This is a genomic window from Pararhizobium capsulatum DSM 1112, assembly GCF_030814475.1.
GTDB lineage: Bacteria > Pseudomonadota > Alphaproteobacteria > Rhizobiales > Rhizobiaceae > Pararhizobium > Pararhizobium capsulatum.
The window spans coordinates 3200790-3213116 of record NZ_JAUSVF010000001.1 but is presented as its reverse complement, the minus strand read 5'-3'; the positions used below and the strand labels follow the sequence as shown (position 1 = coordinate 3213116).

Annotated in this window: 9 protein-coding genes and 1 pseudogene; 6 read left to right on the top strand and 4 right to left on the bottom strand. The window is 62.9% G+C overall.

The features are described from left to right. Positions 1 to 12 precede the first annotated feature (12 nt). From QO002_RS15585 to bcoG, 3 genes are all read right to left on the bottom strand, one after another. The gene (locus QO002_RS15585) at positions 13 to 1173 is read right to left on the bottom strand and encodes an acyl-CoA dehydrogenase family protein (RefSeq protein WP_307231249.1); all 1161 of its coding nucleotides are present in this window, start codon (positions 1171 to 1173) and stop codon (positions 13 to 15) included. Between the two features lie 232 nt (positions 1174 to 1405). Then, entirely contained in the window at positions 1406 to 2896 is a 1491-nt protein-coding gene (locus QO002_RS15580) for a carnitine 3-dehydrogenase (protein WP_307231248.1), read from the bottom strand. A gap of 276 nt (positions 2897 to 3172) precedes the next feature. Further along, on the bottom strand, positions 3173 to 4075 hold the full coding sequence (bcoG, locus tag QO002_RS15575; RefSeq protein ID WP_307231246.1) for a 3-dehydrocarnitine:acetyl-CoA trimethylamine transferase BcoG: 903 nt from the start codon (positions 4073 to 4075) through the stop codon (positions 3173 to 3175). Between the two features lie 111 nt (positions 4076 to 4186). Between bcoG and QO002_RS15570 the strand changes: the two genes are divergently transcribed. Then, the gene (locus QO002_RS15570; protein WP_307231243.1) at positions 4187 to 5158 is read left to right on the top strand and encodes a GlxA family transcriptional regulator; all 972 of its coding nucleotides are present in this window, start codon (positions 4187 to 4189) and stop codon (positions 5156 to 5158) included. Positions 5159 to 5207: 49 nt separating this feature from the next. On the opposite strand, the gene QO002_RS15565 is transcribed toward QO002_RS15570, so the two are convergent. Further along, complete coding sequence (locus tag QO002_RS15565) at positions 5208 to 6425, bottom strand: LysR family transcriptional regulator (RefSeq protein WP_307231241.1); 1218 nt, start codon at positions 6423 to 6425, stop codon at positions 5208 to 5210. A gap of 133 nt (positions 6426 to 6558) precedes the next feature. Here QO002_RS15565 and QO002_RS15560 point away from each other — a divergent pair, with 133 nt between their 5' ends. The 5 genes and pseudogenes from QO002_RS15560 to QO002_RS15540 form a co-directional block, all read left to right on the top strand. Continuing rightward, complete coding sequence (locus QO002_RS15560) at positions 6559 to 8097, top strand: aromatic amino acid lyase (protein ID WP_307231239.1); 1539 nt, start codon at positions 6559 to 6561, stop codon at positions 8095 to 8097. 12 nt (positions 8098 to 8109) lie between these two features. After that, positions 8110 to 9492, top strand: coding sequence for a hydantoin-5-propionate amidohydrolase (gene ertD / locus QO002_RS15555; protein ID WP_307231237.1), 1383 nt, complete (start codon positions 8110 to 8112; stop codon positions 9490 to 9492). After that, positions 9489 to 10757, top strand: a complete 1269-nt coding sequence (locus QO002_RS15550) for a Zn-dependent hydrolase (protein ID WP_307231234.1) — start codon at positions 9489 to 9491, stop codon at positions 10755 to 10757. The genes ertD and QO002_RS15550 overlap by 4 nt, the downstream gene beginning before the upstream one ends. Next, the gene (gene ertC / locus QO002_RS15545; RefSeq protein ID WP_307231232.1) at positions 10757 to 11857 is read left to right on the top strand and encodes a thiohydantoin desulfurase; all 1101 of its coding nucleotides are present in this window, start codon (positions 10757 to 10759) and stop codon (positions 11855 to 11857) included. Before QO002_RS15550 ends, ertC begins: the two co-directional genes overlap by 1 nt. 5 nt (positions 11858 to 11862) lie before the next feature. Next, positions 11863 to 12159, top strand: a pseudogene (locus tag QO002_RS15540) (TfoX/Sxy family protein); the annotation flags it as partial. Between the last annotated feature and the right edge of the window lie 168 nt (positions 12160 to 12327).

Sequence of the window (12327 nt, the reverse complement as noted above, 5' to 3'; positions counted from 1 at the left end):
GGGATGCCTCCATCACGCCCCCAGTGGTCGCAAGAGTTCGCGGCTGATGATGTGCCGCTGGATTTCCGACGTGCCGTCCCAGATCCGCTCCACGCGGGCATCGCGCCAGAAGCGGGCGAGCGGCAGGTCGTCCATCAGGCCCATGCCGCCATAGATCTGGATCGCCTCATCCGTCACGCGGGCCAGCATTTCCGTGGCATAAACCTTGGCCGAAGCGATCTCGCGGTTGGCCGGCAGGCCCTGATCGAGCCTCCAGGCGGCCGAGAGCGTCAGCAGGTCGGCGGCATCGATCTCGGTGATCATGTCGGCGAGCTTGAAGGACACACCCTGGTTGGCGCCGATCGGTTTGCCGAACTGCTTGCGCTCGGCCGCATAGGACAACGCATAATCGAAGGCCCGGCGGGCGCGGCCGACGGAGGTTGCAGCAACCGTCAGGCGGGTCGCATACAGCCAGTCATTGGCGATGTCGAAACCCTTGTGCACCTCACCCAGAATCTGCGCCGAGGGCAGGCGGCATTCGTCGAAGGTGAGGATGCAATTCTTGTAGCCACGATGTGACACGGAACTATAGCCGTCGCGGATTTCGAAGCCCGGCGTGCCGCGATCGACGAGGAAGCAAGTAATGAGTTTCTTCGGCCCGCGCGGGGTCTGCTCTTCGCCGGTGGCGATGAAGACGATGACGAAATCGGCGATGTTGGCATGGCTGATGAAATGCTTGGTGCCGTTGACGACCCAGTCGTCGCCATCCTGCCTCGCAAAGCACTTCATGCCGCGCACGTCCGAGCCGGCATCGGGCTCGGTCATGGCGAGTGCATCGAATTTCTCGCCGGAAACGGCCGGCAGCAGGTATTTTTCCTTCTGCTCGTCGTTGCAGGCCATCAGGATGCCCGAGGGGCGGCCGAAGAACACGGTGAGCGCCATGGAGCCGCGGCCAAGCTCGCGCTCGACCAGCGTGAAGGTCTGGTGGTCAAGCCCGGCGCCGCCGACCGATTCCGGCATGTTGCAACCGAAGAAGCCGAGCTCCTTGCATTTGCGGGCAATGTCCTGGCCGAGTTCCGGCGGCACGAAGCCGGTGCGCTCGACCTCGTTCTCATGCGGATAGATCTCCGTCTCGACGAAGCCGCGCACGGTATTGACGATCATCTGCTGTTCGTCTGTCAGTGCGAAATTCATGGTCGTTCTCCCTCGTATCTGTTTATCGGGAGGCCGGCGTTTGTCGCTCTCACCCCCCTCTGTCGGCGTTGCCGACATCTCCCCCTCAAGGGGAAAGATCGTTCTTTTCCCTCACTGCCCACGTTCCTCATCGCCGGCACTTTGGGTTTCCGAGCTTGCCGTTTGCTCCCCATCCCCCCTTGAGGGGGAGATGTCCCGAAGAGACAGAGGGGGTAAAAGCGGCGACTTCAGACTACCGCTTCTGCCCCACAGCCCGCCCAACGCCTTCTGGCGCCGGCAGCGAGGCATGAGCTTCCGCAATCGCCGTCACCTTGGCGATCACCTCCGGCAGTGCGGGTACGGCCTTGCTAGCCTTGCTGTCCACATGCAGCAGCATCTGCTCGGCCGTCGCGACCGGCGCATTGCTGTCCGCATTGTAGATGGTCGAGAAGATGTGCAGGCGCTTTTCGTCATGCGACAGGATCTGGCAGGTCGAGTAGAGCGCATCGCCGAGCTTGGCTTCGCCGAGGTTCCGGATATGGGTTTCCACCGTGTAGTAGCTGTGGCCGTTCTTGACGTAGTCGAGATCGACGCCGATGAGGCGCAGCAGACCGTCGGAGGTATCACCGAACACCTGCAGGTAGCGATGTTCGGTCATGTGGCCGTTGTAATCGACCCAGGCGGCATTGACCTTGGTTTCGAGGATGCGGATCGGTTGAGCCTGGCCGAGATCTGTCTTGGGCTTTTCGGCATTGGCCCAGAGGCCCTGCTCGAAATCGGCAAGCAGCTTGCCCGCACCCCAGCCCTTGCCGCCATCGCCACTCTTCAGTGCATGCATGATGCCGACGAGGTTTTCGTCGCGGATACGTTCCAGGTCGCGGATGCCCCGGGCGCCGGATTGCGCATCGGACTGGCCGGCGATCTTGTCGACCAGTTCGTCATCGAGATCGACGACATCCATCAGTTTGGTCCAGGGCCAGGACAGGCAGGGGCCGAACTGGGCGAGGAAGTGGCGCATGCCGGCTTCACCGCCGGCGATACGATAGGTCTCGAACATGCCCATCTGCGCCCAGCGCATGCCGAACGAATAGCGGATCACATCGTCGAGCGTTTCGGTATCGCAGATGTCGTCCTTGATCAGCCACAGGCCTTCGCGCCAGACGGCTTCGAGAAGACGGTCGCCGACGAAGGCCTCGATCTCCTTGTTGATGATGACGCCCTTCATGCCGATCGGCGCAAGCTTTGCCTTAGCGTCATCAAGGGTGGCTTTGCTGGTCTTTTCGCCGCCGACGAGTTCGGCAAGCGGCAGGAGATAGACAGGATTGTAGGGATGGGCGACGAACATGCGCTCGGGATGCTTCATGTCGCGCTGCAGCTCGGTCGGCATGATGCCGGATGTCGAGGAACCGATCAGCGCCTTCGGATCGGCGGCTGCGTCGATCTGCGTGATGACACTGCGCTTGAGATCGACCCGTTCAGGCACGCTTTCCTGAATCCAGTCAGCGCCTTGCACGGCCTCTTCAATGCTCTTGACGAAGGTGAGCTTGCCCTTCGGAGGCAGCGGCGCCATGGTCAGCATGCCATAGGCGCGCTCGGCGTTTGCCATGACTTCGCCAACAATGCGCTCCGCCTCCGGATGCGGATCGAACATGGCGACATCGATGCCACCGAGAATGAAGCGTGCCGCCCAGGCCCCGCCGATAACGCCGCCGCCGATACAGGCCGCCTTGGTGATCTTGGTCATTGGTGTTTTACCTCTTCAATAATTCGGTCTGTCATCGGGCGGTGATTTCCCCCTCACCAAGCGCGCCCAGGCACTCAGCTTTGCTTCGTGCGGGCTTGCTATCCTCTCCCGCAAGGGGAGAGGTAAGAACCGCGCGACACCCTTGCTTTTGAAATCGAGGTGAACTTGCGGCAGGCTTCCTCTCCCCTTGTGGGAGAGGATAGTTCGTCCCCGAGAGGCGCAGCCGATCGGCTGGACGAACTTGGTGAGGGGTAATCTTGCCTAGACTGCAAGTTTTTACCGCTTCGTCAGCTTCAGCTTTTCGCGCACTTCGGCCGGTCCAATGATCCTGGCGCCCATGCCTTCGATGACTCCAACCGCCTTTTCGACAAGTTGCGCGTTGGTCGCGAGCTGGCCCTTGCCGACATAGAGATTGTCTTCAAGCCCGACGCGGACATTGCCGCCGGCAAGCACGGCGGCTGCCGGATAGGCAAGCGCGTTGCGGCCAATGGAAAACGCGGAGAAGGTCCAGTTTTTCGGCACGTTGTTGACCATCGCCATGAAGGTGTTGAGGTCATCCGGCGCGCCCCACGGAATGCCCATGCAGAGCTGGATGAGGACCGGGTCCTCGATCAGGCCTTCCTCGACGAGTTGCTTGGCAAACCAGAGATGGCCGGTATCGAAGGCTTCGATTTCCGGGCGCACGCCGAGATCGGTCATCATCTTGGCCATGGCACGCAGCATCGACGGCGTGTTGGTCATGACGTAGTCGCCGAGCGAGAAGTTCATCGTGCCGCAATCGAGCGTGCATATTTCCGGCAGGCATTCGGCCACATGCGATACGCGTTCGGTCGCGCCTGCCATGTCGGTGCCATCAGGGTTGAGGGGCAGCGGGTTTTCGACATTGCCGAAAATCATGTCGCCGCCCATGCCGGCCGTGAGGTTCAGCACGACATCGACATCGGCGGAGCGAATGAGATCAGTGACCTCCTTATAAAGGTCGTTACGACGGCTCGGCACGCCGGTTTCCGGGTCGCGCACATGGCAGTGGACGATGGCCGCCCCTGCTTTCGCGGCGTCGATGGCCGATGCTGCGATGTCCTTTGGCGATCTCGGCACATGCGGTGATTTGCCGGCGGTGTCGCCGGAGCCGGTAACGGCACAGGTGATGAAAACGTCGCGATTCATGCTTAGTGGCATAAAAGCCTCCCCTTGTTCTTGACGTCCATTACGAGGCAAGACAAAGCGATCTGCTTTCCTTTCTCGGATGCGTGCTATACATTTTCGGAATGAGTGGCTGGAGACATACGAATGCTCGTTCCGCAGGATGAGACCCAGCATATCGACCTGCTGGTCTTGCCGGAGACCAATCTTATCCTCGTCGCGTCGGTCATCGAGCCGCTTCGCGCGGCTAATCGCATCGCCGGAAAGGTGCTTTACGACTGGCAGATTTTCAGCCCGGACGGCAATGCGATCGAGACCAAGAGCGGCATCCCGATCCCGGTTTCAGGCCCTTTTCGACCACAGAATGAAACGTCGCCGCTGTTCGTTCTGTCGAGCTACAACTGGCGGGCCTATGCGACGACGCAACTGAAGATGCTCCTGTCGCGCACCGCCCGGCATCGCGAACTGATGGCGGGGATCGAGGCCGGGTCGTGGTTTCTGGCCGAGACCAGCCTTCTCGACAATTTCTCCGCCACCAACCACTGGGAGGATTTCGAGGATTTCACGGCGGCCTATCCGCAGGTGACGATGGTGCGAGAGCGCTTCGTCATCGACGGCAAGCGCATCACCACAGGCGGTTCGCTGCCGACGCTCGATCTGATGCTGGAGCTGATCCGCCGCCAGCACAGCTATTCGCTGGCGCTCGAAGTCTCGCGCCTGTTCATCTACGAGCAGGAGCGCACCCGCGGCGACCTGCTGCAGGTGCCGACGATCGGCAATATGCGCATCTCCGACAACAGGGTGGGTGCTGCGGTAAAGCTGATGGAGGAGACGGTGGAGGCACCCTTGACGCTTACTCGTCTCGCCCGTCGCCTCGGGGTGAGTGCCCGCCATCTGCAGACGCTGTTTCAGGAGACGATGGGCGTCGCCCCCCATGTCCATTATCTCGCGCTCCGGCTCAATGCCGCCCGCCGCAAGGTCATCGAAAGCCGCGCCGATTTCGCCGATATCGCGGCCGCCACCGGCTTCAACTCATCATCCGCCTTCTCCCGTAGCTATCGCGCCCACTACCGCGAAAGCCCGAGCGAGACGCGCCGGCGGCTGAAGCTCAAGAGTTGATTCAGGTTTTTAATACGCTGATTCAACAGGCGGGATTTGCTGAATCCAATCAGATGGTTCGTGCCGGATGTGGCGAAACTGATTCCGCTTCGGTCATACCGTTCTCGTCAGCGCGCATCATCGCCAGCATCGTTTCTCCCAGTTGGCGGGAGAGCGCGTTCTTCGGCCAGACGAGCGAAAGCGACTGTGCGTAGCTCGCATCCAGCCGGATCATCGCCGGTGCATTGCGAACCCGCGACAGCGAGCTTTGCGGCAGCACCGACAGATATCCGTGGTTCAGAACGAGGTTGATGATCACGGGGATGGAATCAACTTCGGCTATCGTCAGCCGCTGGCGTTCCACGTCGTTCAATGTGTTTTCGAGAAAGCGGGCCGCCTGCTGGCGAAGGCCGCTGCGCAGGCTGGGAACGACGATGGGGTGAGACGTGAGGATATCGGCGAGCGGACGACCTTGCGCGAAAAACTCGGCTTGTCCGGCAAGCGCAAGCGGTGCCTGTGATACCAGCCGCCCTTCGAACTCGCTGGGAAAATCGGCAATGTCGAGCAGCACAGCGTCGAAGCGGCGGCTCTTCAGCCCGGCTATCAGTTCGTCTGCGGTGGTGCTGGAAAGGAACAGCGGTTGGCGCGGCCGTGCCTGATGCCAGCGCGCGGTCAGCGACGCCAGCATGCGGGCGATCTCGCTTTCCGGGCCGAGCGGCATGACGGAGCCGAGCCGCCACGTCGCCGCGGTCCTACGGAAACGATCGGCCGAGGCGCGCGACAATCTCGCCCAGATTTCGCTCAGCGCTTCTGCCACAGGCATGGCATCAAGCCCCTGCGCGGTACAGGCGACGCCAGCGGCGGAGCGGGTGAGGAGAGCGTAGCCCAACGTGCGTTCCATGTCGGCGATCTGGCGCGTCAACTGCGGCTGCCCGACGCCGATCTGCTGGGCAGCGCTGCGGATGCTGCCGCTGCGGGCAACGGTCAGAAACCTTTCGAGCGCGCTGATACCAATGGCGGGCACCGCCACCGTTTCCCGGTTTGCCGGAGCAAGCAGCGCCTCGATCTTCAGTCTTGCTGCTGCAAAATCACCGAATCGTCGCTGCGCCTCGAGTGTTGGGACAAGATTACCGCCCTCGCGGCGCACGAGCGGCACGGCGATTGCCGCCTCCATCCGCTTCAGCGCGGCCGTGACGCTGGCGGGAGGACGGCCCGTCACTCTCGCCGCGCGCCGGATGCCGCGCTCGACCAGGACGGCGTGAACCAGCGCAAGGGTGGCGATATCCATGAAACAATCTGTCCGGTTGGTGTTTGAAGACGTTGCCGTGTGTTCGGATTGACGCATCTCCCGTTTCGTCTTTGGGATATACCACAAGGCCGTCCAATGCGCATAGCATGGTGACAGGCAAGGACAGACAGGCATGCAGGCGGCGACGAAAACCATTGTTTTGACAGGGCAACCGCTCAGCTTCTCGACTCTGGAGAGAATCGGCAGCGGCGAGCACAGCACTGTCGTGTCCGATCTAGCCATGGACAGAGTACGCAGCGCCCGCACTGTCATCACCGATCGCATCGCTCTGGGCCTTCCTGTCTACGGCGCCAATACCGGCGTCGGTTCGATGAAAGACAAACTCTGGACTGCCGGCGATTTGGATCAGTTCAATGCCTCGCTGGTCAAAGCCCATCATTTCGGCACCGGGCCACTCTTCTCCTCGTCCGTCGTCAGGAAAGCGATGGCGATCCGGGTCAATACAGCGCTGGGCGGCCATACCGGATGCAGCGTCGAGCTGGTCAATGCGTTTCTGGCCCTTCTGGAGCATGACGTGGTGCCTGCGGTGCACCGCCACGGCTCGATCGGATGCGCCGATATCGGGCTGATGGGGCAGGTTGCCTCGGTGCTCACGGGGGTCGGCAAGGCCTTTTATGGCGGCGAGCTTCTCGATGCGAGCGAAGCTTTGATACGCGCGGGTATAACGCCGTTCGGCATGCAGCCGCGGGATGCACTGGCGGCCCTCAGCGTCAACGCCACGGCCTATGCTGCCGCGGCCGAAGTCATTCGCGAGGCCGCATCAGGTGTGCGGGTTCTGATGGTGACGGGGCTCATGTCGTCGCTGGCGCTCGGTGCGTCCGCCGATCCCTGGCGGGTGGCTGCGACGCTTGGCACGCGTGGCGAGGCGCTGGTCGGTTCCTGGCTTTATGGCCAGTCGGATATGGTCGACTGGCCGCTGCCGACGGCGATCCACGATCCCTTGAGCCTGCGCATGACGGCGCAGGTCTTCGGTGCAGCAGCTGATACGCTCGTGGTTGCGGCCGAGCGGTTGCTCGATGCGACCTATCTCTCCGATGACAATCCGGTGGTGCTGGGCGGACAGGTGCATTCTTCCGGTGCCTCGCTGCCGCTGACGACGACGCTCTATATTGAGACGGCACAGATCGCCTTCTCCCATGTCGCCCGCAACGTGCTCAATCGCTGCGTTCTCCTCTCCAACGGCGTTCGGCGCAACCTGCCGATCAATCTCGTCGCGCCCGGCGAAGTCGCAAGCGGCCTCGGCCCGCTGATGAAGCTCGCCGTCGAACTCTACATGCGCGTCCAGTCCAATGCCGTGCCGCTGTCGGCGCAATCCATCGTCGTTGCCGGCGGACTTGAGGAGGAGGCAACCTTCCTGCCGCTGATCGTCGAGCGCATGGAGGCGCAGGTGCGTGATCTCTGCCAGATGGGCGCCATCGAGGCGCTGCTGTCGGCGCAGGCCGTCGATCTGCTCGGCGACAAACCGCAGGCGACCGCCAAGCTTGCCTATGACCGGGTGCGTGACATTAGCCCGATGTACCTGCAGGACCGGCCGCTCTCGGAAGAGATCGAGGCGCTGCGGAGGGCGTTTTCCTGCCCCGATCTGCGCCGCAGTTTCGTCTCGGCGGCGCCGATGCCGGAATTCGACGATTTCTTTGCTCTCGCGATTTGAAGGGAACCGGGCATGGCCGATTTCGATCTCGTCTTGAAGGGAACGCTGGTTCTGCCCGACAGGATCGTCGAGGACGGCCATATCGGCGTCATCGGCGAGCGCATCGCCGTTCTCGGCCAGGGCGCGATGCCCTCTGCGCGAGAAAGCCATGATCTCGGCAAGGCGCTGATCCTGCCCGGTGCGATCGATGCGCAGGTGCATTCGCTGAGCCAGAAGGATCAGGAGGATTTCATCTGGTCGACGCGCTCGGCGGCAGCCGGCGGCGTCACCACCATTGTCGATATGCCCTATGACGAGGGCGATCTCGTCTGCTCGGGCGATGCCGTGCGCCGCAAGATTGCCCATGCCGGGGCGCAGGCCCGTATCGATTTCGCGCTTTACGGCACGATCGATCCCGAGGAAGGGTCGGCACGTATTCCCGAAATGGTCGAGGCAGGCGTCGCGGCCTTCAAGTTCTCGACCTTCGGCACCGACCCGAAGCGGTTTCCGCGTATCCCGGCCGCATTGCTGGCAGATTGCTTTGCCGCTATCGCCCCGACAGGGCTGACGGCAGGTGTCCACAACGAGGATGACGAGGCCGTCCGCGCTGCAATCGAGAAGGTCAAGGCCGCCGGCATCACCGATTACCGCGCCCATGGCCTGTCGCGCCCGCCGCTGACGGAACTGCTCGCCACCAACCAGATTTATGAGACCGGCGCCGCCACCGGCTGCCCGGCTCATGTGGTTCATTGCTCGGTAGGACGTGGCTACGACATCGCCCGCAGCTATCGGGCACAAGGTTTTCGCGCGACAATTGAATGCTGCATCCACTATCTGGTACTGGACGAGGAAAACGACGTGCGCCGTCTCGGCGGCAAGGCCAAGATCAACCCGCCGATCCGCCCGCGCGCCGAGGTGGAAAAACTCTGGCGGCATGTAGCCGAGGGCAATATCACACTGGTTTCGACCGATCACGTCAGCTGGTCGGAAAACCGCAAGACCAATCCGGATATGCTCGCCAATTCCTCCGGCGTACCGGGGCTGGAGGTGATGGTGCCGTTGTTTATCAAGAGCGCGCTGGAGCGTGGCGTTCCGCTCACCCGCGCGGCCGAGTTGATGGCGCTGAACCCGGCGCGACACTTCCGCCTCGATCACGAGAAGGGCGCGCTGGAAGTCGGAAAGCATGCCGATATCGCGGTGCTGACGCCCGAGGCTTATGTCTACGACGCTGCCGAGAGCGGCAACAATGTCGTTGGCTGGTCGCCTTACAACGGCATCCGCCTGCCATGGCGCGTGGCGGCGACCTACAATCGCGGTCGCAAGATCTATGAAGACGGCAAGGTGCTGGCCGCCCCCGGCGACGGCCGCTTCGTGCGGCCGCCGGCAAGCCTGCCGCTTGCGGGGGCGATCGGATGAAGGCATCGCAGACCAATCTGCCGGTTGATGCGACGCGCATTGCCGACGTCATCAAGGGGCTGGCGCGGATCACCGAGCCCGACAGGCCCTACACCCGCCGCGCCTTCACGCCGATGTTTCTCGAAGGCCGCGCCTTCCTCGATCGCCAGTTCAAGGCCGCCGGTCTTGAGACCCGTATCGATGCCAGCGGCAACCTGATCGGAAAACGCAAGGGCCGCAAATCCGGCCTCGGCACCATCATGCTCGGCTCGCATTCCGATACAGTGCCGGAAGGCGGCCGCTTCGATGGTATCGCCGGTGTTGCCGCCGCTCTTGAAGTGGCGCGCGCGCTGGATGATGCCGGCATCCGCCTCGATCATGATCTGGAGATCGTCGATTTCCTCGCGGAGGAAGTCTCGATCTTCGGCGTCTCCTGTATCGGCAGCCGCGGCATGGCCGGGCTGATCCCGGATGGATGGCTGAGCCGTAGCGAGGGGGATTTGACTCTGCGTCAGGGCATCGTCGATGCGGGCGGGGACCCATCAAGGATCGCCCAGCTTAAGCGCACCGATATCAGCGCCTTTCTGGAACTGCATATCGAGCAGGGGCCGGTTCTGGAAAACGAACGCCGCGACATCGGCATCGTCACCGCGATCGCCGGCATCACCCGCATCGAGATTTTCATCGAGGGCCAGGCCGATCACGCCGGGACGACACCGGTGGGCGCGCGGCGCGATGCGCTGGTCGCGGGTGCGGCGCTGGTGGCCGATGTCGAACGTGTCGCGCTTCGGCTCTCCGAAGGCGAGTGGCATTTCACCGCGACGGTCGGCGAATTCGAAATCGAACCGAATGCCGCCAATGTCGTGCCCTCGCGCGCCCGGCTGCTGATCGATGCCCGCGCCGAGCGGCGTGAGGATATGGAGCGTTTCATCACCGAGGTTGATCGCATGGCTGTCGAGCTGCAGCGCGATCGCGGCGTCACGGTATCCTCGCCCAAGATCGTTTCCGACAATATGCCGACGCCTGCGGATATCACGGTGATGGCGGCGCTTGAGGCTGCGGCCGAAAATGCCGGCGCCCTTTTCCGCCGCATGGCCTCCGGCGCGGGTCATGACGCGGCCTGGATGGCGCGGATTTCGCGCTCCGCCATGATCTTCGTTCCCTGCCGCGAGGGCCGGTCCCACACGCCGGACGAATGGGCCGAAAACGACGATATCACGCTGGGCGCAGCCGTGCTTGTCGGCGCCGTGCGCCGCCTCGATACCGAGCTACAGGAGCAGACATAATGGGACGCATCTTGAAGGAAAAGGATGTCGAGGCGGCGGTGAAGGGTGGCTCCGTTTATGCCGCCGGCGGCGGGGGCTGGGCCGATCACGGCCGCATGCTCGGCTACGCCGCGGTCTCTATCGGCAAGCCGGAACTGGTCTCCATTGATGAGCTCGATGCGAACGACTGGGTGGCGACCGCCGCCGCCATCGGCGCCCCGGCCTCGACCACGCCCTGGGAGATGCGCGGCGTCGATTACGTAAAGGCAGTCGAGATGCTGCAGGAGGCATTGGGCGAAAAGCTTTCGGGCCTTATCGTCGGTCAGAACGGCAAATCCTCGACGTTGAACGGCTGGCTGCCATCAGCCATTCTCGGCCCCAAGGTTGTCGACGCCGTCGGCGATATCCGCGCGCATCCGACCGGCGACATGGGCTCGATCGGCCTTGCCGGCTCGCCCGAGCCGATGATCCAGACCGCCGTCGGCGGCAATCGCGAGGAGAACCGCTATATCGAGCTTGTCGTGCGCGGCGCGACGGCCAAGGTCTCGCCGATCCTGCGCACGGCCTCCGATATGTCCGGTGGCTTCATCGCCTCCTGCCGCAATCCGGTCCGCGCCTCTTACGTCAAGGCCAACGCCGCGCTCGGCGGCATCACGCTCGCGTTGACTCTCGGGGAGGCGATCATCGCGGCGGAAGCCAGGGGCGGCCATGCGATCATCGATGCCATCGTGCGGACCACCAGTGGCGCCATCCTTGCCGAGGGCGAAATCACCGACAAATCGGTGGTCTATACCAAAGAAGCCTTCGATATCGGCACGGTGACTCTGGGGAAGGGGGATGGCCTCACGGTACTCCACGTCATGAACGAATACATGGCGGTGGAGAATGCAGGGGGCAAACGGCTCGCGACCTTCCCCGACGTCATCACCACGCTTTCGCCGGAGGGTGAGCCCTTGAGCGTCGGCCAGCTGAAAGTCGGCATGAAAATCTTCGTGCTGCATGTGCCCAAGACCGTCATCCCGCTCGCCTCCAGCGTGCTCGATCCCTCCGTCTATCCGTCGGTGGAAAAGGCGATGGGCATCGAGCTTGCGAAATACGCCCTCGATGGCGTGAAAGGCTGACGGTCATGGCGCGCGACGAGGGACTGGAAGAGCTGATCGAGGCCGAACTCGAGGACCTGCACGGGCTTGTGCGCAAGCGCATGTTCGGCGGACTTTGCTGGATGCTGGATGGACATCTGCTCTGCGGCGCCAGCGATCGCGGCCTGATGATCCGGCTCGGCAGGGGCAATGAAGGCTGGGCGCTGGCCTTGCCGGATATCGAGGAAATGATGTCGAGCCGCAGGATGCCCGGATGGGTGCGCGCCGGCCCGGATGCCTATGGGGATGATGAGTTGCGGCGAAAATTGCTGAATGATGCGATGCGTTCGTGGGGACATTGCCAAGAGAGGATTAGCGGCGCACTCCCTCTTCTCCCCAGCGGGGAGAAGGTGGCGCGCAGTGCCGGATGAGGGGGCGGCTCTCGTAATTTGCCGTGCCGCCCCTCATCGCCGCCTCGCCTTCGCTCGGCACTTCTCCCCGCTGGGGAGAAG